This is a genomic window from Fluviicola taffensis DSM 16823 (assembly GCF_943372375.1).
Lineage (GTDB): Bacteria > Bacteroidota > Bacteroidia > Flavobacteriales_D > Crocinitomicaceae > Fluviicola > Fluviicola taffensis_A.
In genome coordinates this window covers 55696-81378 of sequence record NZ_CALRYJ010000009.1, presented here as the reverse complement: position 1 = coordinate 81378, position 25683 = coordinate 55696, and the positions used below count along the sequence as shown (strand labels likewise).

General features: G+C 41.1%; 23 protein-coding genes. 15 read left to right on the top strand and 8 right to left on the bottom strand.

Annotation, left to right across the window (positions count from 1 at the left end; translation table 11 throughout):
- Positions 1–128: 128 nt before the first annotated feature.
- Together AAG807_RS13440 and AAG807_RS13435 are read right to left on the bottom strand one after the other, a co-directional pair.
- Positions 129–3512 (bottom strand): gliding motility-associated C-terminal domain-containing protein, encoded by a 3384-nt coding sequence (locus AAG807_RS13440; RefSeq protein ID WP_341904837.1) that lies wholly within the window; start codon positions 3510–3512, stop codon positions 129–131.
- Positions 3513–3824: 312 nt separating this feature from the next.
- Positions 3825–4586, bottom strand: coding sequence for a DUF475 domain-containing protein (locus AAG807_RS13435; protein WP_341904835.1), 762 nt, complete (start codon positions 4584–4586; stop codon positions 3825–3827).
- Between the two features lie 302 nt (positions 4587–4888).
- Here AAG807_RS13435 and uvrB point away from each other — a divergent pair, with 302 nt between their 5' ends.
- The 12 genes from uvrB (at position 4889) to AAG807_RS13375 (ending at position 15953) form a co-directional block, all read left to right on the top strand.
- Entirely contained in the window at positions 4889–6919 is a 2031-nt protein-coding gene (uvrB, locus tag AAG807_RS13430) for an excinuclease ABC subunit UvrB (protein ID WP_341904834.1), read from the top strand.
- A gap of 92 nt (positions 6920–7011) precedes the next feature.
- Positions 7012–7392 carry a hypothetical protein gene (locus tag AAG807_RS13425; protein WP_341904831.1) on the top strand — a complete coding sequence of 127 codons (381 nt, stop codon included), beginning with the start codon at positions 7012–7014 and terminating at the stop codon, positions 7390–7392.
- A gap of 112 nt (positions 7393–7504) precedes the next feature.
- A complete protein-coding gene (locus AAG807_RS13420; protein WP_341904828.1) occupies positions 7505–7816 on the top strand; it encodes a DUF3817 domain-containing protein in 312 nt (103 codons plus the stop codon).
- A 22-nt stretch (positions 7817–7838) separates the two neighbouring features.
- Complete coding sequence (locus tag AAG807_RS13415) at positions 7839–8567, top strand: 2-phosphosulfolactate phosphatase (RefSeq protein ID WP_341904825.1); 729 nt, start codon at positions 7839–7841, stop codon at positions 8565–8567.
- Positions 8536–9567 carry a zinc dependent phospholipase C family protein gene (locus AAG807_RS13410; RefSeq protein ID WP_341904822.1) on the top strand — a complete coding sequence of 344 codons (1032 nt, stop codon included), beginning with the start codon at positions 8536–8538 and terminating at the stop codon, positions 9565–9567. Before AAG807_RS13415 ends, AAG807_RS13410 begins: the two co-directional genes overlap by 32 nt.
- A 45-nt stretch (positions 9568–9612) precedes the next feature.
- Complete coding sequence (locus AAG807_RS13405; protein ID WP_341904820.1) at positions 9613–10119, top strand: FKBP-type peptidyl-prolyl cis-trans isomerase; 507 nt, start codon at positions 9613–9615, stop codon at positions 10117–10119.
- A gap of 133 nt (positions 10120–10252) precedes the next feature.
- Positions 10253–10939, top strand: coding sequence for a porin family protein (locus AAG807_RS13400; RefSeq protein ID WP_341904817.1), 687 nt, complete (start codon positions 10253–10255; stop codon positions 10937–10939).
- A gap of 30 nt (positions 10940–10969) precedes the next feature.
- Complete coding sequence (locus AAG807_RS13395; RefSeq protein ID WP_341904814.1) at positions 10970–11671, top strand: porin family protein; 702 nt, start codon at positions 10970–10972, stop codon at positions 11669–11671.
- 21 nt (positions 11672–11692) lie between these two features.
- Positions 11693–11839, top strand: coding sequence for a hypothetical protein (locus tag AAG807_RS13390; protein ID WP_341904811.1), 147 nt, complete (start codon positions 11693–11695; stop codon positions 11837–11839).
- Positions 11840–12039: 200 nt separating this feature from the next.
- Entirely contained in the window at positions 12040–12816 is a 777-nt protein-coding gene (locus AAG807_RS13385; protein ID WP_341904809.1) for an ATP-binding cassette domain-containing protein, read from the top strand.
- Positions 12813–14003 carry an ABC transporter permease gene (locus AAG807_RS13380; RefSeq protein ID WP_341904806.1) on the top strand — a complete coding sequence of 397 codons (1191 nt, stop codon included), beginning with the start codon at positions 12813–12815 and terminating at the stop codon, positions 14001–14003. Before AAG807_RS13385 ends, AAG807_RS13380 begins: the two co-directional genes overlap by 4 nt.
- Before the next feature lie 171 nt (positions 14004–14174).
- Positions 14175–15953 carry an AAA domain-containing protein gene (locus AAG807_RS13375; RefSeq protein ID WP_341904805.1) on the top strand — a complete coding sequence of 593 codons (1779 nt, stop codon included), beginning with the start codon at positions 14175–14177 and terminating at the stop codon, positions 15951–15953.
- Between the two features lie 31 nt (positions 15954–15984).
- On the opposite strand, the gene AAG807_RS13370 is transcribed toward AAG807_RS13375, so the two are convergent.
- Both AAG807_RS13370 and AAG807_RS13365 read right to left on the bottom strand, forming a co-directional pair.
- On the bottom strand, positions 15985–16962 hold the full coding sequence (locus AAG807_RS13370) for a hypothetical protein (RefSeq protein WP_341904803.1): 978 nt from the start codon (positions 16960–16962) through the stop codon (positions 15985–15987).
- A gap of 20 nt (positions 16963–16982) precedes the next feature.
- Positions 16983–18200: a sensor histidine kinase gene (locus AAG807_RS13365; RefSeq protein ID WP_341904801.1), complete on the bottom strand. Its 1218-nt coding sequence runs from the start codon at positions 18198–18200 to the stop codon at positions 16983–16985.
- 98 nt (positions 18201–18298) lie between these two features.
- Here AAG807_RS13365 and AAG807_RS13360 point away from each other — a divergent pair, with 98 nt between their 5' ends.
- Positions 18299–18997, top strand: coding sequence for a hypothetical protein (locus AAG807_RS13360; RefSeq protein ID WP_341904798.1), 699 nt, complete (start codon positions 18299–18301; stop codon positions 18995–18997).
- A gap of 76 nt (positions 18998–19073) precedes the next feature.
- Here AAG807_RS13360 and AAG807_RS13355 read toward each other — a convergent pair whose 3' ends face one another.
- From AAG807_RS13355 to AAG807_RS13345, 3 genes are all read right to left on the bottom strand, one after another.
- Positions 19074–20300 carry an alanine dehydrogenase gene (locus tag AAG807_RS13355; protein ID WP_341904796.1) on the bottom strand — a complete coding sequence of 409 codons (1227 nt, stop codon included), beginning with the start codon at positions 20298–20300 and terminating at the stop codon, positions 19074–19076.
- Between the two features lie 429 nt (positions 20301–20729).
- Positions 20730–21146: a tRNA (adenosine(37)-N6)-threonylcarbamoyltransferase complex ATPase subunit type 1 TsaE gene (gene tsaE, locus AAG807_RS13350; RefSeq protein WP_341904793.1), complete on the bottom strand. Its 417-nt coding sequence runs from the start codon at positions 21144–21146 to the stop codon at positions 20730–20732.
- Positions 21143–22690: a PglZ domain-containing protein gene (locus AAG807_RS13345; protein WP_341904790.1), complete on the bottom strand. Its 1548-nt coding sequence runs from the start codon at positions 22688–22690 to the stop codon at positions 21143–21145. Before AAG807_RS13345 ends, tsaE begins: the two co-directional genes overlap by 4 nt.
- 52 nt (positions 22691–22742) lie before the next feature.
- Between AAG807_RS13345 and AAG807_RS13340 the strand changes: the two genes are divergently transcribed.
- Together AAG807_RS13340 and AAG807_RS13335 are read left to right on the top strand one after the other, a co-directional pair.
- Positions 22743–23999, top strand: a complete 1257-nt coding sequence (locus AAG807_RS13340; protein ID WP_341904788.1) for an HD domain-containing protein — start codon at positions 22743–22745, stop codon at positions 23997–23999.
- Between the two features lie 601 nt (positions 24000–24600).
- The gene (locus AAG807_RS13335; RefSeq protein ID WP_341904787.1) at positions 24601–25143 is read left to right on the top strand and encodes an SRPBCC family protein; all 543 of its coding nucleotides are present in this window, start codon (positions 24601–24603) and stop codon (positions 25141–25143) included.
- 57 nt (positions 25144–25200) lie between these two features.
- On the opposite strand, the gene AAG807_RS13330 is transcribed toward AAG807_RS13335, so the two are convergent.
- Complete coding sequence (locus tag AAG807_RS13330) at positions 25201–25578, bottom strand: GxxExxY protein (protein WP_341904784.1); 378 nt, start codon at positions 25576–25578, stop codon at positions 25201–25203.
- Positions 25579–25683 lie beyond the last annotated feature (105 nt).

Here is a 25683-nt window from a genome sequence, read left to right as displayed (position 1 = left end):
TGGCTTCAGGCTAGATTGTTGCTCCTGATTAGTCAATGGTTACTTATGACTTATAAAATGAAAATCTTCTCTACCCATTAATTTTGATCCTTCCTATTCTTTTCCCGAGTCTATCGCTTCTGATCTATTTACCGAAGCAAATTTACATGCCCACTAAACGCTGTGGGAATCCCGAAACAGTCTTCGTAGATTACATGAACCGCATACATTCCGTCCGGACAAACCTGACCCTGAAAATGCCCGTCCCAACCTGTGAAATTTCCGGCTTGTGAAAACACTTCTTCTCCCCAACGGTTGAAAATGCGAATCTCACGTATGACGATATTCTCGCCTTTGAACTCAAAACGGTCGTTGTGCTGATCACCGTTCGGAGTAAAGGAATTCGGTAAGTAGAAGAATTGCTCGTTCTGAAGGTTTACGTAAATCGAATCCCATTTCTCACCGCAAGCATTAAACGCATGAACGGTATACCAACCGGATTCCGATAAATGAGTTCCGATTAAACCCCCACTTGGAGAAAACACTTCCAGATTGTAATTCGTTTCAATATGCAAAAGGGAAACAGATAATTGGTGCGCACAATAACGGATTGAATCTTCCGGAAAATACAAATTAACTTCCGTTAACCGGCGAACCCGCATGGAATCCGTAATACTTCCGCATTGATTGGTCAAAGTACACGAATAAATCCCTTCATGAGAAATCCATTCCGTTGCAGTCTGAGAACCCGAACTCCATTGATAAGTTCCTACCGAACCTTGAGCCGTGTAAGAGAATCCAACTCCAATCTCAAAACAGGTATCCAAAGTTGCCGGCAAATCCAATTCGGGGAAATGATTGATCGTAACAGAACAACTTGCCGAATCAATACCACACACATTCGACCCGAAAACAGTATAATTTCCGGAAGTTGAAACAGTCAACTGGTTACCGGAACTTCCTCCCGACCAACTTACATTCGTTACATCCGAGAAAACGGGAATCAGAACACAATTCCCTCCTACTTGCAGACAAGTGTCTATACTTGAAATCAGCTGCACATCCGGCAAATTTGTTTGAGAGACCACAATCGCCGCATTCACTGTTCCACACATATTTGTTGCAGAGATGGTGTAAGATCCAGGACCGTTTACACTTCTTTGTATGGTTGGCGTTCCATCATCCCACAAAACACTTGCTCCGGAAGAAACCGTAGGACTCAAAATTGCAGGGAAATCATCCTCACAAACAATGATGTTTGCTGTATTTCCGATAACAGGAAGTGAATTAATTCCCACAAGAATACTTGCCGAATCAATTCCACACACATTGGATCCGTAAACAACATAAATTCCGGAAGTAGAAACAGTCAATTGATTTCCTGGACTACCATTCGACCAAAGTACCGTATTTACATTATTCAGTGTGGCCGTTAAAACAATACTTCCACCGTTTTGAACGCAGGTATCAATTGATACTGGCAAACTAACATCCGGTAAATTGGTCTGAGAAACTACAAGTATTGCAGTCGTTGTTCCGCATGAATTCGTTGCAGCAATGGTATAACTTCCCGGTCCGTTTACACTTCTTTGTATGGTTGGCGTTCCATCATCCCACAAAACACTTGCTCCTGAAGAAACCGTCGGACTTAAAGTTGCGGGAAAGTCGTCTGCACAAACCGTCACATTTGCTGTGTTCCCAATAACCGGAAGTGCATTCACCGTGATCACGATCGAATCGCGCAATGTTAAACAACTATCCGAAAGTTCTACCCAATACGTTCCTGAAGTAGTAATTGCTAAAGAAGATCCATTGGTGCCGTTATTCCACAAATACTCAACAGGTGCATTTGCCCCGGAGAATGTAGTGGTAATTGTGAACGAATTTCCAGGTTGAAGACAAATCGAAGTATCGGCAGGAAGACTCATGGTGAAAGAAGAAGGAATGATCGAAGGAATGATCGTATCAATCAATTCGCAGCACTTGGTATCCAGGACACGTAGAAAAACCGTATCGGTTGTGTTTACAGAAAGTTCGTTTACAGAAGTAGTGTCTCCTGTTGACCAATAAAAGGTTGGACCTGTGAATCCAGCTACATTGGCAGTAATTGTTGATTGACAAACGGTAGTTTGAACCAAATCAAGTGAAACATTTTGACAGTAAGGAGTAAAAGAAATGTCTTCTAAGATACCACCATTCTGAAAAAGCAAAACATTCGGAATATAGGTAACTGTCAAGGGTTGAAACGAGGGAACTACATCCATTGTTGGAACAGCCATTTCAAAAAACTCGGAGCAATCTTCAATAGTATTGAGATCTTCATCCAAAATAATTTGATTGATATCACCTTGTTGTAAAGGAGAAAAAGTAGTTTCTGTCGTAGCAAAATAGTGCTTCCCGTTTATAAACTTGCTATTACCAGTATCCCGCCCGTATATCCCTGAGTTAATTCCCAGATATACATTCGGCTTGGTAATTCCCATGCATTTTTCAAAATTTCCGTTCTTATCTACTTTTAACACATATGAACCATCAAAACTCCCAAGGTTAGTGCCAAAAAGCGTATAGCTGGCAGCCGTTTCATTCAATGTCATAAAAGAGCAGCTAGCATAATCTCCGATATTGTAATTTTTGCAAAAGAGGACATTCCCAAGAACATCACACTTAATTAAAAAAACATCTGCATAACCGTTAGTGAAATCACAATCCACACCAAACACGAGATCTCCGTTCAGATCAAAATGAATTTTGGTTCCCCGGGCCTTAAAAAAAGTTCCTCCTCCGGGAGGAGTAGGAACAGTAAGGTATTTTTCAAAAAAAACAGTCCCTGTTTCCGTAATACCAATCAGAATTGGCGCTTTTACACCTATCGTATTATCAGTAGAACCAGTAATAAATAGTTTCCCGTTAACCACTTCCGATGCATTCAAAATAAGCGAATGATTTGTGTTTCCTGAAGGATTTGGAAGCAAATAATGAAGCAATGGAGTTTCCCATATCATATTTCCGGTTTGAGAAGAAACGGCAAATACTTTCCCGGAAAAATCTCCTGACAAACGAACGTGTCCTGTCAAAAAGAATTTTCCGTTCGAATAACGCATACAAAATAAAGAACTGGTTGAAATAAGATCATACTTACACCAGTAAAGTGCCCCCGTTTGTGCATTCATTTTAAAGTAAAAACTACTCGTGTTGATTCCAGCTTGACCAATATTCCCGCAACCAAACAAAGTGTCTCCCTGGATATCCAAAAAATTGATTCTTACATTATTCGAAGGATTAGTAGTAAAGGAAAGTGTTTTACCCCATATAGTGTTGTGAAGTGCATCTTGTTTAACAATCAATCCCTTGTTATTTTGCTTTCCCCCAACATAAGTGTTTCCCAAAGCATCCGCCACTATATTTACTCCGAGTTCATCGTCTCCCGCATTTCCAATAATGGTGCTTTTCTCGTCATTTTGAGAAAAAACTAACTGCGCTGTCATCAAAACCGACAAGCAAGTCAGTATTAGTAGAAGTATTGTTTTTCTCATGATTATGAAATTAAATGGTTGATTAAATCTAAGGTTATTTACAGTGATTCCTATAGACTGAGTGATTTATCCGATCAGAATGTCTAACTACTGAAAACCTTGGAAATCGAGAACCCGAAAAACAGGTAAGACATTGTAAAACAAGCTGTTGAGACTGATTTGTTTTCAGCTTAAATTGAATTCAACCCAAAATCAGTGAATTTATTCTGTCTGAATCATTTAGCCACTATCACAAGTTATTGATTCAGTGACTTACTTCAGGAATTGCTAATTCGAATTGATTTCTCCGCTAAGTAGGCAAAAGACTGCATATTAGTCCTTTTTATTCTTTGCCCGGAATAAAAGAATTGGAATGACAAAGATTGCAAGGGTCAGACCTGAAATAAACAAGTCAAATTGTTCCGATTCGATCCATTCGGTTGAAGGTACAAAATGAACAAGTAGTGCCAGACACAGTTTCACTCCCAGAATTCCGATCACCAAAAAGGCGGCATTTTCCAGAAACGGATATTTCTCCATCAGGATCACAAAATACTTCGCGACATAACGCATGGCTAGAATCCCAATGAATACGCCGATGCAGATTAAAACGACATTGTCAGAATAAGCTACCACCGCGAAGATATTGTCAATTGAAAACACGATATCCATAAACTCAACTGCCAGGACAGTCGACCAAAAAATCCCGATCACCCCAACTGTTCCGCGGTAGATGAAACTTTTCTTTGTTTCCTCAACCTCCTCATCAATTTCAGTCTGAATGCTTTTTGCTGCAAAATGCTTGACCGCCATGTAAATCAGGTAAGCACCACCGATTGGTTTGAACCACCAGATACTTAAGATGGATTCCACCAGAATCAATGCAATGCCACGAAAGACATACGCTCCAAGGATTCCGTATTTCAACGCTTTCGATTGTTGCTCCTTAGGCAGATCTTTCACCATGGTTGCAAGCACCGCAGCATTATCGAAAGACAAGATTATTTCAAGCAGTAAAATTCCAAGGATCAATAAAATGGCATTCAAAGGATGCTCTGTCATCATTGTTGCAAATTCTTGGAATTGTTTCATCATAGAGCGTCGTGTAATCTGGATTTGTATTTTTTCGAGTTGTAAAGATAGCAAGAAAAAGTGATTGTCTATTGAGACATAATAACCAGGTCATGATAAAACATCCGTGAAAAATGCGCTGTTTTATTTCCCATGGAAGAACACAGAGGTATTATTCAAAATGGGAATTTATTATTCTTCCGTGTGCATTTGTGCTCGTCCGTGGGATAAATACTCTTTTTCAATTCAAGATTTGCATCCGGATAACTATCAAATCCAATTCGGCATTCGGCATTCGTAATTCGTAATTCCCTATATTTGTTATTATGGATTTCCAACTCACTTCTGATTTTAAACCGACCGGCGATCAACCGGTTGCAATTGAACAATTGGTTAGCGGAATTCGCGACGGACTTTTCGCACAGACCTTATTGGGTGTAACCGGTAGCGGGAAAACATTCACCATGGCCAATGTGATTCAGCAAGTGGAAAAACCTACGCTGATACTGTCACATAATAAGACTCTTGCCGCTCAGCTTTACGGAGAATTCAAGCAATTCTTTCCGAATAATGCAGTGGAGTATTTCGTGAGTTATTACGATTATTATCAACCGGAAGCTTATTTACCGGTGACGGATACCTACATCGAAAAGGATTTGCAAATCAATGATGAAATTGAAAAACTGAGACTTTCAGCCACATCAGCTTTGCTTTCCGGTAGAAGAGATGTCATAGTTATTTCTTCCGTGAGTTGTATTTACGGTATCGGAAATCCAAATGAGTTTGCAAATTCGATCATTCCTATTCACGTGGGGCAATTGTTTCCAAGAAACAAGTTTTTACTTCGTTTGGTAGAAAACTTATATTCCCGAACGGAAGCGGAATTCAAACGTGGAACCTTCCGTGTAAAAGGTGACACAATCGATATTCACCTGGCTTATGCGGATTACGCCTTGCGCGTAGAATTTTGGGGAGATGAGATTGAGCGTATCCGGACCATCGATCCCGAAACCAATTCGGAAATAGAAGGATTCCAGGAAATCAGTATTTATCCCGCAAACATTTTCGTTTCCAGTCCTGAAACGACCCGCAGAGCAATCGATCAGATCGGTGAGGACATGGTCATTCAAGTGGAAAACTTCAAGCGGGAAGGAAAGATCCTGGAAGCAAAACGCCTGGAAGAACGCACTTCCTACGACATGGAGATGATGCGCGAATTGGGATATTGTTCCGGAATTGAGAATTATTCACGCTATTTTGATCAACGAGAACCCGGCACAAGGCCTTTCTGTTTGTTGGATTATTTTCCAAAAGATTTCTTGATGATTGTGGATGAAAGCCACGTGACCATGCCTCAAATTCGTGCCATGTATGGTGGAGACAGAGCGCGTAAAATAAACCTGGTGGAATACGGTTTCCGCATTCAAGCTGCTATGGACAATCGCCCCTTGATGTTTGATGAGGTTCTATCCATCATCAATCAGGTGGTCTACGTTTCCGCAACACCGGCAGATTATGAATTGGAGCAATCGGAAGGAGTGGTGGTGGAACAGTTGATTCGCCCTACCGGATTGCTGGACCCGATTATCGAAGTGCGACCGAGTCTGAACCAGATAGATGACCTGATTGAAGAAATGCAAATCCGCATTGAAAAAGATGAACGGACTTTGGTCACGACACTCACCAAGCGCATGGCCGAGGAATTGCAGAAATACCTGGACAAACTGGGAATTTCCTGTCGTTACATCCACTCGGATATCGATACGATTGAACGGGTTGAAATCCTGCGACAATTGCGTTTAGGAGAATTTGATGTCCTGATTGGGGTGAACTTGCTCCGTGAAGGATTGGATTTACCTGAAGTGAGTTTGGTAGCGATCATCGATGCCGATAAGGAAGGTTTCCTTCGAAATGAGCGTTCCTTAGTGCAAACAGTTGGTCGTGCAGCACGAAATGTGAATGGACGTGTAATTATGTATGCGGATAAAATGACGGATTCCATGGCACGAACCATATCGGAAACGGAACGCAGAAGAGCCATGCAAATCGCTTACAACGAAGAACACGGACACGTTCCAACAGCTTTGAACAAGTCGAAAGAAGTGATCCTGAAATCGACCAAAGTGGCGGATGGTGATCCCGAAACGCGTTTACAAAAGGCCAATTACACGCCTTATGAAGCAGGGACGGGATTATTTGCAGCAGAACCAAAAGTGAACTACAAAGATCCGGAAGAATTGGAAAAAGCAATTGGCGCGAAACGCAAACAGATGGAAAAAGCTGCTAAAGACCTGGATTTCATCGAAGCTGCGCGTTTGCGGGATGAACTTTTTGAATTACAGGCTCGCAAAAAATAAATACAATCAGTACATTTATAAGAATTAAAGGAAAGACTTGAAGACAAAAGACAGGATTCTGTCTAAAGTCTAATCCAGAGAAAATCTAAACAATGAAAAAAATTCTATTCCTCACTTTTACAACACTGTTGCTCGTAGCGTGCAACAAGCCACTTTTAAAATACAATCAGGATTTTGAAGGCACGTGGTATAGTGAAACACAATACAATCCGGATCTGCAAAAATTTGTCGGTGACGAATTGACTTTTTCCGGGACAACCGGAACCTACCAGGTGGATTGTAGTGACACCTGCGATGCCAATTTGTGTTCCTGCACTGGACAATTGACCGGCAAATCAGAGATCAATCAGCAACGCACCATTATCCGACTCAATTCACAAACCCCAAGAACTTTCAACCTCGACGCAGAACCCTACGAACAAGGTGGTTCATGGTTCATGAAGGTCGATGGGAAAGTTTATAAGAAACAATAAACGAGTTGGAGGACACGAAATATCCTGTACGGACGCATCGCGTCCCTGCAAATATTTCGGTGAATGGTACCATTCTTTTAGCTTTCAAATACTAATTTCGCAAACAAAAAATATGAACTTCAAATCTGCTTTAGGTGCCTTGCGCATCGTTGCGATCTTGGAAGGGATTTCCTTTCTTTCGTTTTTGATCACCATGCCCTTGAAATACATGATGCAAATTACCGCTCCGAATAAGATTGTGGGTATGGGTCATGGTGTTTTGTTCATTGCTTACGTGTTTTTGGTATTCTGGGCTTCCACCGAAACGAAATGGGATCTGAAAACAAAATTCTGGGCTTATATCGCTTCATTGCTGCCTTTCGGAACGTTTGTAGCAGATGCCAAAATCTTCAAACCGACACAAGAATCCCAAAAATCCATCTGATTTTAGTACCTTCGCATTCGATATGGATACAAGAAAGCTGATTGAAGTTTGCTATACTCCCGGAGAGTATGCCTATTTTAAAGATGAATTTGAAATCGTGGTGGTGATTGATGTGCTAAGGGCAACTTCTGCTATCTGTGCTGCATTCCACAACGGAATTGCATCCATTATTCCGGTTCCGACAGTTGAAGAAGCATGGGAATACAAGCAAAAAGGCTATCTGGCAGGCGCTGAGCGGAAAGGTCAGATCGTGGAAGGTTTCGACTTCGGAAATTCCCCTTTTTCCTATATGAAAGAAGAATTCAAGGGAAAAGAAGTTGTTTTGACCACTACCAACGGAACCAAATCACTGGATGTTGCCAAAGATGCTGAAATCGTGGTCGTTGGATCATTCCTGAACCTGAACTACCTGAATGAATGGTTGACGAAACAAGACAAAAACATCTTGTGTTTGTGTTCAGGTTGGCAGGACAAGTTCAATCTGGAAGATACGATCTGTGCCGGAGCAATCTGTGACCATCTGATCAATACGGGAAATTTCACCTCCGTGGAAGATTCATCCATTGCAGCAAAATACCTATACCTTTCAGCGAAAGACAATTATCTTGGATTTTTAAAGTCAAGTTCGCACAGAAGACGATTAAAAAACTTAAATTTGAATAAAGACATCAAGTACTGTTTGACACCGAATCAAACAGACGTGATTCCAATTTTAAGAAATGGTAAACTGGTCAACATTTCGGAGAACTAATAGTATTCTACTACTTTCCATCCTCTTTTCGGGTTCAGGAAATACTTCTCCACTGCCCTATTCTACGCTGGCACACTCCAATCTTTGGGGATTCTTTGGTCATAAACGCATCAATCGTGTGGCGACCTTCACCTTGCCCCCGGAAATGTTTGGCTTCTTCAAGGAAAACATCGAATTCATTACCGAACATGCAGTGGATCCCGACAAAAGACGTTATGGTGTGGATGGCGAAGCCCAACGACATTACATCGATATCGACCACTATGCCGTAAACGGTCAGAATCCTTTTGAAGTCGTTCCGAAAAAATGGAATGACGCCGTTGCCAAGTTCACCGAAGACACCCTTCAAGCTTATGGAATTGTTCCGTGGCACATTGTGGTGATGAAAAACAGACTCCAAAAAGCCTTTGAATCCAAAAACATCGACCTCATCCTGAAAAATGCAGCTGAGATCGGACATTACATCGGTGATGCACACGTTCCGTTACACACTACGGAGAACTACAATGGTCAATTGACCGGTCAGCGCGGAATTCACGGATTATGGGAAAGCCGAATTGTCGAACTCAACTCCGAAGAATACGACTATTTCGTAGGGAAAGGAAAGTACATTCCGAACGTACTCGATTTTGCCTGGGAAGCAGTAAAAGCTTCGAATGTGGCAGTAGATTCCGTTTTACGCATGGAAAAAGAATTGACAAGCGAATTTCCCAGTGATCAGAAATACACCTACGAAACACGAGGGAATGTGGTCATTCAAACCTATTCCAAAGCCTTCTGTGACGAATATCAGAAACGTATGAATGGAATGGTGGAACGACGTATGCGTCAGGCAATTATCGCTGTCGGTTCGATTTGGTACACTGCCTGGGTAGATGCCGGTCAGCCCGATTTAGCAAAATTAACAAACAACCCACCATCTGCGGAACTCCTGAAAGAGCTGCAGGAATTAGATGATTTGTATCAGCATAGTGATCATAAAGGAACAATTTGTGATTAATTCTGCCTGAAATCCATTACCTTTATTCCCAAATTATTGAAAAATATGACAGTAGACACAAACACAGTGGTTTCCTTGCATTACAAGTTGACCAATCACAAAACAGGTGAGCAGATCGAGGAGACTTCTAAAGATCAACCGATGGAATTTCTGTATGGAGTTGAGCGCATCATTCCTGCATTCGAAGTGAATATCCACGGATTGAAAGCTGGTGATACGTTCGAATTTTCAATTCCATCCTTAGAAGCTTACGGAGACAAAAACGATGACCATTTAGCAATGATTCCTCTTTCCGTATTCTTTGACGAAACTGGAAAAATAGACGATACACAAATCAAGGTTGGTGCAATCCTGCCTATGACAGATAACGAAGGAAATCATTTGAGAGGAACAATCCTTGAAATCAAGGACGATACAGTTACTATGGATTTCAATCACCCGCTTGCCGGAACGGACTTGTTTTTCCAGGGAACAATCCTTGCTGTAAGAGAAGCAACTCAGGACGAGATCACTCATGGACATTCTCATGGGGAGCACGGACATCATCATTAAATAATTCAAGGTTCAAAGGGTTCAAAAGTTGAAATGATGAACTCTTTGAACTTCAATTTCCAAAAAGAAACAAAGCGCTGGGCAATAAACTCAGCGTTTTCACTTTATCTATTAAAAAAATTAACATACTAACATGAAAAATATTCTCATCGCCTTGTCATTCGTTTTCTTCGGAACAACAACTTCTCTTCACGCACAAAACAGCATGTTTGATCTGGGTCTGGAAGGCGGACCAAATTTGAGTACCATATTGGTAAGTAGTACCTTGTTTGATTTTGATCCACAACCGGCAGTTTTTGGTTCCGGGGGATTCATTTTTCAATACAACTTTAAAAACTTCCTTTCATTGAAAACAGGAATTTCCTATCAACGAAAAGGTTACCAGTTAAAGGATCTGCTGTTTACCGATAATAGTGGCAATCAAATTGGAACTGGAACAACAAGCTCACGACTGGACTATCTAACCTTTCCGATTCTAGTCAAAGCAAGCTTTGGAAAGAAAGTCAATTTCTTTGTCAATGCAGGACCATATATCGGCTATCTTTTGCAAAAAACGGATCGCACGAAATTCGATGGTTCAACTACGACTTTCAAGGATGATCTAAGCATAAACGGAATGAACCGCTGGGATTTTGGAGTTGCCGGAGGAATTGGGATAGCCATTCCTATCCGTACATTCTGGGTTATTTCCATTGAAGCACGCAACTATTCCGGTTTGTTGGATATTGCCAAAAGCAGTAACACAAAATGGTTAACAAATACAACCGACTTGCGTGTAGGAGTAGCTTACAAGCTGGGATTCTATAAAGACGAGGAATAATCCAATCAAATACCCACCTAAAAAATCAAGATGAAACCCCCATTAAAAGTACTCATCCCGCTTTTTGTTTTAGTTCTCCATTTCTCGTATGCACAATCCAACCGCTACGACTGGGGAATTGAAGGAGGACCGAATTTGAGTACTTTCAAAGATCAACCTGGTTTTGATGCCCGTACCAAGGTCTTCTTTTCCGGTGGAGTTAGCTTTCAATACAACAGCAAGAAAATTTTTTCCTTCAGAACAGGTTTATATTACCAGAAAAAAGGATATCAACAGGAAGTGAAGGATAAAGGTTTTTCTACCGGAATTGTAAATGCATCAACAGAAATGACATCCAACTATCATTATCTGACCTTGCCTTTACTAGCCAGGGCAACATTTGGGAAAAAAGTAAAGTTCTTTATGAATGCCGGACCATACGTCAGCTACCTAATGGTTCAAAGGTTTACATCTGAGTTATCGAAAGTCCCTGTAAACGCTGAGAATAACAAAAACTTTAACGCTATCAAAGATTGGGATCTGGGTATTACAGGAGGAGTCGGGATTGCTATTCCTTTAAAATCCTGGATGATCTCTCTGGAAGTCCGCAATTACTTCGGTATTTTGAACACACATATAAGAACTAACGATGGCTATGGCAATAGCAGTGGTAAGGAAATCGAGCAATACACCAATACAACTGATTTGAATATCGGAGTTGCATACCGCTTGGGATTCCGGGATTCGAACTAATTAATTTGGTATCTTTTCAGAATGGAAAAGCCGATTTGCTATATTTTATCCGGTTTGGGAGCAGATCAGCGCGTTTTCGATCAAATTGATTTTGGCTCAAAACACAAAGAAGTGAGCAAAGTGATTCAGAAGGCATTAAACAAACTCACAAATAATACCTCCCGCTGATTACGCAAATTGCGCAGAAGATTATTTTCAATCTGCGCCACCAAAGGTGGTCTGCGGTATCTGCGGGAAACCATAGTTTCGGATCAGATAAACGAAGATTAACCTCAAATAAAACCTTTCATCCTAAAAAATCACTTTCATCCCGTATTTACTGGCATTCCTGCGAACAACTTCTTAATTTAGTAGAATAATCTCACACTATGATTCAAATTTCGCATCTCAGCAAGTCGTTTACTTTAAACCGACAGCAAAAGAAAGAATTGGGCACTACCAAAAATTCGGTCCTTGCCGTCGATGATATCAGCTTCGAATGTCTTCCTGGAAGAGTTCATGCTTTGCTCGGACCAAACGGCGCAGGAAAAACGACGACACTTCGCATGCTGTCAACCATTTTCAAACCTACAACAGGAACGATCATCATTGACAATATCGATGCGGTGAAAGATCCGCAGGAAGCAAGGAAACACATCGGTTTCCTCACAGGTTCCGCCGGACTTTATGCCCGATTGACTCCCAACGAACTCATCGCCTATTTTGGTGAATTGTATGGTGTTTCAAAGAACGACATTGAAATGCGCAAGAAAAAATTGTACGATCTGCTCGATATGCACGATTTCCAAAACAAGCGCATTGGAAAACTGAGCACGGGAATGAAACAAAAAGTTTCCATTTGCAGAACCATGATCCACGATCCACAGGTTGTCATTTTTGATGAACCGACAAGTGGATTGGATGTCATCACAGCAGAAAATATCATTCAATTGATCCGCGACTGTAAAAACCAGGGGAAAACGGTTATTTTCTCCAGCCATATTATGGGGGAAGTGGATCTGTTGTGCGACGATATCACCATCATTCATAAGGGAAAAGTCTTGTTTAATGATACCATGGAAGCATTCCGTACACAGCAGCAAGCTCCCAATCTTACCGCAGAATTTATCCGAATTGTTAACGATCAAAAAACTGAGAACGCATGATCTTCACCGTATTTAAAAAAGAATTGCGCGATACTTTACGTGATCGCCGAACAGTCATGATGATGATTGTCATTCCGACATTGGTATTTCCAATAATCATGAGCGTGTTCATGTCGGTCTCGGAAAGTTTCCAAAAAGAGGCAGCAGAAAAGGAAGTGAAGATCGGTCTGGTGAGCAACCAGGTTGGAAGTCTGGAAGCAGACCTGTTGAAAGTTCCCGAAGCACTCGGCAAACGAAAGTTCATTCCGTTTACAGATACGATTTCCCTGATCAAAGCCATCCGTTCGGATTCCGTTCAGGTCGGAATTTATGTTCCTGACAATGCAGAGCAATTGAAGAAAGCGATGCAGCCGATTTCCGTCACTGTTTTTCACGATGGAACAGATTTGGGAATGAAGGAACGTGCAGAAACGTATTTGACTTATATCCAGGAAAACTGGAAGAAGCAGCGCTATGCTGAATTGAAAATTGATGAAGCAAAAGTGACTCCGTTTATCATGGCATATTCCAATGTGGCTTCAAGCAAGGAAATGATCGGAAAACTGGCTGGAGGATTCCTTCCATACCTGTTTATCGCCTTCGGATTCATGGGATGTATGTTCCCGGCTATCGACTTGTTTACAGGTGAAAAAGAACGTTCAACGATTGAAACCTTATTGACGACTCCTGTTCCACGTTGGAAAATCCTCTTCGGGAAAATGGGCGTGGTGGTCCTTTCCGGTCTATTGGCAGCAACCTTCAATTTACTGGGAATCTATCTTTCCATCGAAGTATTGAACCTGGTGAAAGATCCGGTTGTACTTCAGGCAATCAAAGACATTCTTTCCCCTACGTTCATTATCATGTTGTACGCCTTGTTGTGTCCATTGATTATTTTCTTCGCCGGGATCATGATTCCGATCGCGGTTCGGGCAAAAAGTTTCAAGGAAGCGCAAAGTATCATTTCTCCACTCAACCTGTTGATCATCTTACCGGCAATGGTTGGATTCTTCCCGGGAGTTGAGCTGAATGAAGTAACTGCTTTGATTCCGGTAGTGAATATTGTTTTGGCAACGAAAGAACTGATCGCAGGGACTTTGGAGTGGCATTTGGTATTGATGTCTTTCGGTGTGATGGTTCTACTGGCTGTAATCGCCGTGATGCTTTCTTACCGCAAATTCGAGAACGAAAACAATGTCATCTCTTAATAAGATGACTTAGTTTTTATCTCCCACGGAGGAACACGGAAGATCACTGAAGTATAATGTCCCCTAAAGCATACTTCTTTAGCTAAATATATCCTTCTTCTGTGTCCATCCGTGCACGTCCGTGGGATAAATTTTAAATTGCTGGTTATCTTCGTAGACTAAAAACGAATCATGCAATCGATACACCCTCATTTGGAACAAGCCGTAAAGGAAGAGATTTCCTATTCTCAGCAATTGGCTGCCGAGAATTTAAAAGTTTCCCCGAATGAGTTGCGTAAACAGGGATTGAGTCTGTTTCCATGTGAAATTGCAGATATCCGAAGTGGAATCGATGGCGATTTTTATCAGCTGGAAACCTCTTTCGTAATCAACAACACCTTTTTCAGAAGAGGTGCTACCGTTTTATTGTACATCGAAAGCAAAGCCTATAAAGCTCGGATCGTGGAGATCAATACCTATTCCCTACTCCTTTTTTGTAAGGAGGAAATAGAAGGAAATACGCGAGAAAATACGGTTCGTGTTGATTTCACTCCCGACGACCGAACATTGGAATGCATGCAATTGGGATTGCGTTTCCTGAAGGAACAAAAATCCTTGCAAGAGATTGAAAACGACTTCCGAAAAGAAAAGGAAACTCATCCGTTTCAGCACGAAATACTCAATGACTCGCAACAAGAAGCCGTTGGAGCAATTTTAAGCAACGAATTGACAACCGTGATCCAAGGTCCTCCGGGAACAGGAAAAACACATACACTTGCCATCGCGATAGAAGAATTGGTAAACCGTGGAAAAAAAGTGCTCATTACGGCGCCAAGTAATACAGCTGTAGACAATCTCTGCAAGAAACTCATCGGATCAAAAATTTCCTTATTGCGTGTCGGGAATAACGAGAAAGTGGCTGCTGAGATCATGCCTTTTACTATTGATTCTTACCTGGAATCGGGCAAAGCGGCCCAATATGGTCAGACCTTGAAAAAACAAATCCAGAAGGTGGAACAGATTGCAAACCGGACCATTCGGAATTACACTAAAGAGGCTGCAGATGAGCGACGACAAGCACGGAAGGAATTGCGTGAACTCCAAAAAGAAATCCGCAAACTGGCTCATGATTCGGAACAACAGCTGATCGATACCAGCTCTGTCATTGCAGGAACACCGGTCGGTTTATTCAATGCCTTATCGAAAAACCAATCCGTTGATGTAGTGATCATGGATGAAGCAGGTCAATCGCTTGCTCCACTCACCTGGCTTGTAGCCACTTTTGGTAAGAAGCTGGTTTTATGCGGTGATCCACAACAATTACCTCCCGTTGTATTAAGCAATAAAGCGGTGCAATCAGGTTTGAATAAAAGTTTATTGGAAACGGTGAGCGAATTACAGAAACCGATCCTGTTGAACGAGCAATACCGCATGTCTCCTGAAATTGTTTCGGTGATTAATCCCTATTTCTATCAGAATCAATTGCAAACTGCGGCAGGAATTCCGGCCGGTCAGATCCAGTTTATTGACATGGCGGGATTCGGAAACGGGGAAGCAGAAAATGAGACTACCGGAAGTTTTGAAAATTGGGATGAAATTCAAGTGATCAAAAAACTGATCGAATCCGAATCCTTAAAACCGAATAATACCACGATCATCGCTCCCTACTCTGCTCAAATTGCGCGTTTACAGAAAGAGCTGGGACCAACCTGGAAGGTTTCCACTATTGATGCCATTCAAGGTCAGGAAGAAGAACATATCGTGGTCAGTTTCACACGCTCCAATCCGGATGGAATGATCGGTTTCCTGAGTGATTACCGCCGAACAAATGTGGCAATTTCCCGAGCAAAAAGAGGGTGTTACCTGATTGGCGACAGTGCCACGCTGGGAAATGATCCTTTCTATTCCGAACTAATTCATGAAATCGAACAAAATGGTGTTTATCGGAGTGCTTGGGAATTCAATCTATAATTCCGAATTAGTTTTTTCTTTTCAATTCTGTTCAGATAATCCCTACCAGTTTTAATGAAATAGCTGCAGATACTAAAACCCAAATCGAGACATATAAAAAATTCCTTAACGATCTTGATCTGTATTCAACTTCCGGTTCTTTATTGAAAATGGAAATAAAGAGCAAACGAAGTGGCCATTGGATCAGTAATAAAATCACTGGAAATACGACGAGTCCAAATTCAAATTCGTTCAAATAGACCATTTTAAGATAGGTGATCAAAGAAATATGAATCAATAACAAAGCAGATAATCCTAAACATTTCAGATAACGCTTTTCATTCCTCAAGATCTTATAATCATAAAAAAACCACCCGGACATTCCTATGAAGAGAAAAAACGAAACACTTTCAAAAGTAATTGTCGGATCAACGGAGAATGGTCTTATGAGTAAAAAATTGAATGCCTGTAATCCGATAATCACAATAAACATCCATTTCAGTCGCTTGTCCAACTTTTGCTCATTTTCTAACTCATCCTTCACGGACTTTTTAGTTCCCTTTACTTTCAGAACATCTGTAACAACACTTGAAATAAATGAAGGTTTTCGATAAACACGGTTTTCAGTACTTTCGGAAAGTTTTCCGCCAAAATCCATTTTATAGACCTTATTCTCTTCTGTCACAATCATCACGTTGTCACATTCTGTATCGAATTCCGAAAGAAAAATCATCAGTTCTTTCCCTTTCAATGCATTCCTTTCCGTTCCAATTGTAAAACCTTCGACAGTTACTTTATAATCGATACCTTCTGGATAACCGATATAATTCACCAGGAAATAAAACAACGTATTATCCAGTCTTTCATCCGCTTGAATCACATGATTACCCGCACTATTCTTGTAGATTTTGAAAATAAAGTCAGGATCCAGTTGAGACACATACGAATCAATCCATTGCCGCAGTGCTTTTTTGACATCAGTAAAAGAACCTCCGTAAATAAATATCTCGTTGGTTTGAAATTTAGGCATATCAAATAATATAGAACGTTTCAAGTAATTGCCTGCGCATTCGCCGAATAATCAAGAATCTTGATCTGGATCATTGCTCCCGAATTTTCAGTGGCATTTTTTCCGATAATGAAACTCGCATCGATCTGTTCACACAAAGACCGGATGAGTTCAAAACCGAGTGTCGATGAGCCGTTTTGCCTATCCGCACTGATTCCGGGACCGTTGTCTGTGACTTCGATTTGCAAGGAATTTCCAACTTGTGAAACATGAATCGTGACAACCAACTTCTTGTCTTCAGTCATGGCGTGTTTGTACGAATTCGTAATCAGTTCATTCATGATTAATCCAATCGGTACTGCTTTCGAGATCGGCAAGATCAATTCATTGGAATCTACTTCCAGAAGGATATCCGCATCTCCACCAAAAGCATGTTCCACATTTCGGATAAGCTCCACCAGGTAATCCATCATGTTCAGGTTACCAACTGTCGAACCGGAATACATCTGTTGATGGACCAAAGCCATGGAATAAACCCGTCCTCTGCAATCCTCCAAAGCATCAATCACTTCCTGTATATTCGAATTGTTTTTTCGGATATTGATCAAGCTGGTCACAATGTTCAGGTTGTTCTTCACCCGATGATACAGTTCCGCTAAAAGCAATCGTTTCTCTTCTACGATGTTCATGATCTGCTCTTCCTGTCGGATATTCAGCCAAGTTATGACGGTTATTTGCATAAATCCGCAGAAAAAAGCGAAGAGTCCGTTAAAGATCTTGAGGCTATTCATCTGAACCGAGTCAATTTTAATCGAATAATAATTTGGACCAAAAATGACTAAAAAGCTAATCGTCAGGAAGTAAATAATGCACCAAACAATGAGATGTTTGAACAATTCTTTTCGACCATAGATCTGAACGATTGAAAGGGTCAAGGGAAAGAAATACATGAGTACATTACTTTCCAAATGCATGATGATGGTCGCCATTCCCAACAAATAAATTCCGATTGCAAAGAAGAGGTAGGATGCGCCGATAAATTTGCCCCAATAATTCAATAAAAAAACAGCAATAGAGAGACCCAAAACCACAAAAAAATGAAGATTCAGGAATTGGAAACCGATGATGTTAAAGACAATTAATGAGGCAACTACATTGAAAGAACCAATCAAACTTAAGAAATTGACCTTTCGAACTAAATTCTTCTCCCATTCATGGGTTGTCTCAGGCAATTTCAGACCTAATTTGTTGCTTATCACACGTTTCAGTTTTGGCTAATATACCAACATTTTTCAAAAAAAATGCGGGATATTCAGATAAGCTACATACATTTGAAGCAAATTAATAGTCTCAATTCATGCCTATTCAAAAGACTTTACTGCACGCAGTCTTACTTCTTACACTTTTGTTGATCACGAATACCGTTGATGCTCAACCTTCTGTTTTAGCAAATCGCAAACCGTATTCCTGGATGATTGGTATCAGTTGGACAGCGGTTGAAGATGATGGTCGTGGTTTATGTCAACCTTTTGACGTAGCGCAATCATGGAACTACGAATATTTCCCAACCCGAATCATGGTTGATAAATATTTCAAGTACGGATTGAGTGCGGAATTTTCCGGAGCATACGTTACTTACAAAGCCGGGAAACTAATCAATGATTCCACTAATCGTTCAGGTGTCTTTTTGGCGCTTGATCTAAATTGCAAATACAGCTTCTATCCCTTAATCACTCCTCGTTGGGTCGATCCTTATGTTTCTTTGGGAATTGGAATGACACAGCGCACCATGATGCCAGGAGTAAGCACTATCACCGGAAACGTTGGTGTCGGGGTAAACCTGTTCTTCTTCCGTGGATTGGGCTTCCAGTTACAGACATCCGGTAAATTCGCATTTACAGGTGGTGTTCTAGCAGGAGGAGGCTACTTACAACATCAAGCCGGATTTGTTTACAAATTCAATTCCGGTAGCCGTGGAAGAGAAAACTTCAACAAGAAACGCTATAAGTGGACGGGCAAAAAAGAGAAGTTCAAAGGAAATAAACGCGGAGGATAATAGAGAGAGAGAGAATGAGAATGAAAACGAGAATGATGATTTTTTTCCTCATTCTGTTTCTGTTTCTCATTCTGAATTAGCCCTTCAAGCCCATCATCAGCAGATCGATATCCTTGTATTTCAGGTCGAAAACACGTCCTAAGACTTCACTTACCAGAATTCCTCTGTAAATATAGACTCCTGAACGGAATCCGTGATCGTTTCGGATCAGGTCCAGACATCCTCCGGATTCTCCCATATCCATCAGGATTGGAGAAAAGATATTTGACAAGGCAAAAGAAGCTGTTCTTGGAACACGGGAGGCAATATTCGGAACACAATAATGAACTACTCCATGTTTCACGAACGTCGGGTTATTGTGGTTCGTAACGCGTGAGGTTTCAAAACATCCGCCCTGATCGATACTCACGTCAACGATGACAGAACCTTCTTTCATGTTTTCTACCATTTCTTCGGAAACCACACAAGGAGTGCGCCCCAAAGGTGAACGGATAGCACCAATGACCACATCAGCACGCATGATGGATTTTGCCAATACTTTCGGCTGTAAAACAGATGTGAAGATGCGTGATCCCAAATCGTTTTGTAAACGACGTAAACGGGACAAGCTATTATCGAAAACTTTTACCGAAGCTCCTAAACCCATTGCAGCTCGCGTAGCAAATTCACCAACAGTTCCTGCTCCCAATACCACCACTTCTGTTGGCTGAACTCCTGCGATTCCACCCAACATGATTCCTTTCCCTTCATTAAATGAAGACAGCAATTCCCCTGCAATCAAAATGGAAGTCGTTCCTGCAATTTCTCCCATGGTTCGAACTACCGGAAAAACTCCCTGCTCATCGCGGATATAATCCCATGCAATGGCTGTCACTTTCTTTTCAATCAGTTTTTGGAGTATGCTTTTTGGCTGAATGCTTAACTGCAAAGCAGAGATCAGGGTCTGGTTTCCTTTCATCAAATCCACCTCTTCTTCAGAAGCAGGTGTGACTTTCAGGATAATGTCGCACTCAAATATTTCTCTATTTGACGGACAAAGTTCCGCTCCTGCTTCCGAGTATTCACGGTCGCTGAATTTACTCGATTCGCCCGCTCCTCTTTCCACGCGCACATCATGCCCGTTTGCCACTAAAAATGAAACTGCCTCCGGAACCAGGGCAACCCGTCGTTCCTGGAAGCTTAATTCTTTTGGGATCCCAATTACCAATCTTCCTTTCTTCTTAGCAATTTCGAGCATCTCTTCCATCGGAAGAATATTGCCCTCTTTCAAAAGTTGCTTGAGTAATTCCGGGTCTTTTACCATGATACGTATTCAATTTTAGCCAAACGAAGATACGAAAAATATGGATATGGATTACGTCAGACGTAAAGACATTACACAAAAATTTCTTACTGATTTGCTAACTAAAAACCGAAAAAAACGCCTCGAAAATAAAATTTCAAAGCAATGATAATCAGGGTTCTAGTACTAATTCTGTTCGCATCTTTGCGAACAAGCGAATTCTCGAATTCTAAAATTCTCGTAGATTGAAATTCTGGAGGATTGAGGTTTCAGAAAGTTGCTCGAAACACGGATCAACTCTGTCGATGCATTCCTCAAAATGATGGATAGGCATCCTGCAATGGCGTGACAAGTTCTGTCTATTTGCTCTGTAAAATCGAGCATATCAGAGCATTCTCGCAATCAGAAGAAGAAAAATCAAGTATCAATCCCAAAATGAACATCGCATTTTCAATCAAACTGAATCAATCGCTCACCGGATTCATTGATTGTCATCCGAACCTTTACCACATCTTCCGGCAACAAGGGCTCAATGATTTCTGCCCATTCCACAAAACAAGTTGCTCCGGAGTAAAGCAATTCCTCCACTCCAGCATCCATTGCTTCTTCCAGTGAATTCAATCGATAAATATCAAAGTGCATCACTCCTCCATAATAAGGCGATTCATAAGAATTCACTAAGGAATAAGTGGGAGAACCTTCCAGGGATTCGATTCCCATAGCACGTAAAATAGCAGAAATGAGTGTCGTTTTTCCCGAACCCATTTCCGCATAAAATGCAACGACTTTTCGATTCCCGATGTATTCCAACAATTCTTTGGCTACAAATGGAATATCATCTAAACTATGTGCAATCAGTTCTTTCACTTCGAATGAAGAATAATGAATGGGATCAACAATTCTTCCATGGAGATTCCCCCATGTTGGAAGGTATCGTTGTAATAATTCACGAAGTGATTGTAATTATTGGGATAGACAAAGTAATCCTGCTCTCTGGTAAAGACAAATTCAGCTGACAAGCTCGACTTCGGAAGCCCCACTTTATCCGGATGTTTCACCGTAAACACTTCTTTGTCCTTATAGCTCAGATTACGTCCTGTCTTGTATCGTAAGTTGGTATTCGTACTTCGGTCTCCAACAATCTTCACCGGATTGGTTACGCGGACCGTTCCATGATCCGTTGTAATGACCACCTTCCCTCCTTTTTCAGCAATTTTCTTGAACATCTCCTGTAAGGGGGAATGCTCGAACCAGGAAAGAGTCAATGAACGGTAAGCAGCTTCATCAGCGGCCAATTCCTTGATCATATCCATTTCGGTACGCGCATGGGAAAGCATATCGACAAAATTGTAAACGATCGCGTTCAGTTGGTTATCCCACAAAGTATGGAACTGGTCCACCAATCTTTTACCCGCTTCCAGGTTGGTGATCTTGTGGTACGACCATTTGACATCTTTTCCATTGCGTTTCAGATTCCCTTCCAGGAAAGTTGCTTCGTGCATGTTCTTACCACCTTCATCGTCCTCGTTTAACCACTGTTTCGGAAAACGTTTTTCAATTTCAGAGGGCATCAGACCTGCAAACAAGGCATTTCTGGCATAATGGGTTGCTGTTGGCAAGATCGAATAGACGATTTCCTCCTTTTCAATCGTGAAGAAATTGGAAATGATGGGTTTCAATACCTGCCACTGATCGTAACGTAAATTGTCAATCACCATCAGGAAAACACGGTCTTTCTCATTTAACAAGGGAAAAACCTGTTCTTTCAACAAATGATGCACCATGTCCGGAGCTTCCTCTTCCCCATTGAACCAATCTTCGTAATTATTCTCAATGAAACGGCAAAACAAGTCATTCGCTTCTTTTCGCTGTGCATTCAAAATCTCCCGCATTCCCTGGTCTTCAATTCCTTTGAATTCCAAATCCCAGTAAGTCAGTTTCTTAAAAACATCCTTCCACTCTTCCGCATCCAGTCGACCGTTGAGCTGCATGCTTAATTGGCGGAACTCTTGCTGATAGTTTGAATTGGTCTTTTGGGAAACCAATTTGCGGTGATCCAGGTTCTTCTTCAGGCATAAAAGCAACTGATTGGGATTGACCGGTTTGATCAGGTAATCCGCGATCTTACTTCCGATCGCCTCTTCCATAATGGATTCCTCCTCACTTTTGGTGATCATAACCACCGGAGTTTGGGGCGTAATTTCCTTGATTCGAGCTAATGTTTCCAGTCCGGAAATACCAGGCATATTCTCGTCCAGGAAGACAATATCGTAATTGTTTTCCTGACACTTCTCGACAGCTTCACTCCCGTTGTTAATGAGTTCTACACTGTATCCTTTTGCTTCCAAAAAGAGTACATGCGGTTTTAGAAACTCCATTTCGTCATCTGCCCACAGAATCTTTGCTTGCATATCCTAAAGATTAATTAGCTTTGATATTAGATTATATTATAAAGGTATTCAATTGCGTACAAACACACATCGAAATAATAAAAAGAAAATCATCAACGACCCCGTCTATGGTTTTATTTCAATTCCAGACGAATTTATTTTCGATTTGGTGGAGCATCCGTTCTTTCAGAGACTCAGACGGATCAAGCAATTGGGAATGACGCACCTGGTTTATCCGGGAGCTTTGCACACGCGTTTTCATCATGCCATCGGTGCGATGCATCTGATGTCGCAGGCTATTGCTGTGATTCGCAGAAAAGGGCACGAAATTACGGAAGAAGAGGAACGCGCTGTCATGGTGGCGATCTTATTGCACGATATCGGTCACGGACCATTCAGTCATGCGCTGGAATACGACATTGTAAAGAATGTCAGTCACGAACAAATTTCCTTTTACTTCATCCAGGCATTGAAACGCGATTTCCCTGAAAATTCAGACGATTTGGAACGCGCCCTGATGATTTTCGCCAATAAATACCACAAGACATTCCTTTATCAGCTGGTTTCAAGTCAGTTGGACATGGATCGATTGGATTACCTGACACGAGATAGTTTTTTCACAGGCGTTTCGGAAGGAATTGTGGGTACGGAACGCATCATCGAAATGCTGAACGTGCACAACGACCAATTGGTGATCGATGAAAAAGGTATTTACAGCATTGAGAAATTCCTGGTTGCCCGACGGGTGATGTACTGGCAGGTTTACCTGCATAAAACGGTTGTTTCCGGCGAATTCATGCTGATCAATATTTTGCGAAGAGCGAAAAAACTGATTCGGGAAGGTCAGGACCTGTTTGGGAGTCCGGCTTTATTGTTCTTCATGGGCCGGGATATCCAAAAGGTGGATTTCGAAACGAATCCGGAAATCTTGAAGACTTTCGCAGAACTGGACGATTACGATATCATGGGAGCCGTGAAAGTGTGGCAAAATCATTCCGACAAGGTGTTATCGATCCTTTCCACGAGTTTGGTCAATCGCAACCTGCACAAAGTGGAAATCGCCAAGGAACCTTTCAGTCCGGATCGCATTCTCATGGAAAAAGAATTGGTGCGCACACAGTACCAGCTCAATGACGAGGAAATCGAGTACTTCGTCTATTCCGAATTGCTTTCAAATAATGCATACAGTCAGGTGAAACAGACCATTAACCTACTGATGAAGGACGGACAGACGATTGACGTTTCCAAAGCTTCAGACAACCTGAATATCTCTGCATTGGCGCAACCCGTGGAGAAATATTGTTTGTGTTATCCGGTTACAAGGCACTAGAATCAACCGTATTGTTTGACCACGAGGAACACAAAGAGCACAAGGAATTATTTTAATATTTACAAGTTAAGCTCTTCAAAAAACTTCGTGTGCTTCGTGTATTCTTTGTGGTTAATAAAGTTTGTGTTATCCTGTTGCAAGGCACTAGAATCACCCGTATTGTTTGACCACGAGGAACACAAAGAGCACAAGGAATTATTTTATCATTCACAAACTGAGCTCTTCAAAAAACTTCGTGTGCTTCGTGTCCTTTGTGGTTAATAAAGTTTGTGGTATCCTGTTACAAGGCACTAGAATCAACCGTATTATTTGACCACGAGGAACACAAAGAGCACAAGGAAATATTTTATTATTTACAAGTTAAGCTCTTCAAAAAACTTCGTGTGCTTCGCACTTTGTGGTTAATAAAGTTTGTGTTATCCTGTTGTAGGTACTAGAAATTTAATTGGAATGTTTAACTCTCTGTGAAATGGACAATTGCTATTAATAATGCTGAATACACATGTATTTTACTACTATGTTCTTGTGCCCTCGTGCCCTTGTGGTTGGAATGTTTTGTAGATTGAACGGAAATACTCATTTTTACTAAAATTCAAAGCTTATGATGATTCTATGGATTATTCTTGGGGCGATTGGTGGATTGATTGTCCTTGTATTGCTTATTGCTGCTTTTAGCAAGAAAGATTTCGCAGTGGAACGCTCCATCGCAGTCAACAAACCACTACCTGAAACATATGATTTCCTGACTTCACTTGAAAAGCAGAACCAATGGAGTAAATGGGCTAAAACGGATCCGAACATGAAACAAAGCTACATCGGAACGGACAAAACGGTTGGATTCATCTCGAAATGGGAAAGCCAGCACAAACAAGTCGGTGAAGGAGAACAGGAGATCATGAAATTAATCCCGAATCAACGCATTGAAAACGAATTGCGTTTCATGAAACCGATGAAAAGTTTTGCAAACGCTTACTTTACAGTTGCCAGTGAAGGTGACAGCCATACCCGCGTTGCCTGGGGATTCAAAAGCAGAACTCCGTGGCCGTTCAATGCTTTCTTGCTGTTCTTCAACATGGAAAATGCCATTGGAAAAGATTTCGAAGAAGGATTGGGGAATATGAAGAAGATGATCGAGGCGGAGTAATTCCGCTTTTTTAATTTTCACCGCAAAGGACGCGAAGGCGCAAAGTTTTTAAAGTAGCTATAGATTATTGACTACTCTTTGAAGACCATGCTTTAAACGAACTTCATTAAAGTTAATCAGCAAACCCAATTTCAAATTCGTCAATTTCAAATAGGTTAGTGTTTGCGCTACATGCACATCACAGAGTTCCTTTACTGCTTTAAGCTCTACTATTACCTTATCCTGAACAATCAAGTCTAATCTAAGCCCTGTTTCAAGAAAGATCTTTTTATACTTCAACGGAAGATCTACTTGTCTTTCTACTTTTAAACCAATCTCCTTAAGTTCATAATACAAGCACGTTTCGTAAACACTTTCAAGAAGTCCAGGACCCAATTGTGTATGAACCTCAATAGCTGCTCCAATAATAATTGATGATAATTCGTTTTCTGTCATTTTGAATAGTTATTAGTTACTATTCTTAAGATAAGAAGAATTTTTGACAAAAAACTCAACTCTGAGATACAGTGGAAGCGAAATTCAGTTCATATCCTTTGCGCT

What these genes read in the sequence shown, in the direction of transcription:
- AAG807_RS13405 (WP_341904820.1), top strand. Translation starts at nt 9,613, where the DNA reads ATGACAGTAGACACAAACACAGTGGTTTCCTTGCATTACAAGTTGACC.
- AAG807_RS13345 (WP_341904790.1), bottom strand. Translation starts at nt 22,690, where the DNA reads ATGCAAGCAAAGATTCTGTGGGCAGATGACGAAATGGAGTTTCTAAAA.
- AAG807_RS13400 (WP_341904817.1), top strand. Translation starts at nt 10,253, where the DNA reads ATGAAAAATATTCTCATCGCCTTGTCATTCGTTTTCTTCGGAACAACA.
- uvrB (WP_341904834.1), top strand. Translation starts at nt 4,889, where the DNA reads ATGGATTTCCAACTCACTTCTGATTTTAAACCGACCGGCGATCAACCG.
- AAG807_RS13380 (WP_341904806.1), top strand. Translation starts at nt 12,813, where the DNA reads ATGATCTTCACCGTATTTAAAAAAGAATTGCGCGATACTTTACGTGAT.
- AAG807_RS13420 (WP_341904828.1), top strand. Translation starts at nt 7,505, where the DNA reads ATGAACTTCAAATCTGCTTTAGGTGCCTTGCGCATCGTTGCGATCTTG.
- AAG807_RS13395 (WP_341904814.1), top strand. Translation starts at nt 10,970, where the DNA reads ATGAAACCCCCATTAAAAGTACTCATCCCGCTTTTTGTTTTAGTTCTC.
- AAG807_RS13375 (WP_341904805.1), top strand. Translation starts at nt 14,175, where the DNA reads ATGCAATCGATACACCCTCATTTGGAACAAGCCGTAAAGGAAGAGATT.
- AAG807_RS13435 (WP_341904835.1), bottom strand. Translation starts at nt 4,586, where the DNA reads ATGATGAAACAATTCCAAGAATTTGCAACAATGATGACAGAGCATCCT.
- AAG807_RS13370 (WP_341904803.1), bottom strand. Translation starts at nt 16,962, where the DNA reads ATGCCTAAATTTCAAACCAACGAGATATTTATTTACGGAGGTTCTTTT.
- AAG807_RS13335 (WP_341904787.1), top strand. Translation starts at nt 24,601, where the DNA reads ATGATGATTCTATGGATTATTCTTGGGGCGATTGGTGGATTGATTGTC.
- AAG807_RS13410 (WP_341904822.1), top strand. Translation starts at nt 8,536, where the DNA reads ATGGTAAACTGGTCAACATTTCGGAGAACTAATAGTATTCTACTACTT.
- AAG807_RS13360 (WP_341904798.1), top strand. Translation starts at nt 18,299, where the DNA reads ATGCCTATTCAAAAGACTTTACTGCACGCAGTCTTACTTCTTACACTT.
- AAG807_RS13415 (WP_341904825.1), top strand. Translation starts at nt 7,839, where the DNA reads ATGGATACAAGAAAGCTGATTGAAGTTTGCTATACTCCCGGAGAGTAT.
- AAG807_RS13355 (WP_341904796.1), bottom strand. Translation starts at nt 20,300, where the DNA reads ATGGTAAAAGACCCGGAATTACTCAAGCAACTTTTGAAAGAGGGCAAT.
- AAG807_RS13385 (WP_341904809.1), top strand. Translation starts at nt 12,040, where the DNA reads ATGATTCAAATTTCGCATCTCAGCAAGTCGTTTACTTTAAACCGACAG.
- AAG807_RS13330 (WP_341904784.1), bottom strand. Translation starts at nt 25,578, where the DNA reads ATGACAGAAAACGAATTATCATCAATTATTATTGGAGCAGCTATTGAG.
- AAG807_RS13440 (WP_341904837.1), bottom strand. Translation starts at nt 3,512, where the DNA reads ATGAGAAAAACAATACTTCTACTAATACTGACTTGCTTGTCGGTTTTG.
- AAG807_RS13425 (WP_341904831.1), top strand. Translation starts at nt 7,012, where the DNA reads ATGAAAAAAATTCTATTCCTCACTTTTACAACACTGTTGCTCGTAGCG.
- AAG807_RS13390 (WP_341904811.1), top strand. Translation starts at nt 11,693, where the DNA reads ATGGAAAAGCCGATTTGCTATATTTTATCCGGTTTGGGAGCAGATCAG.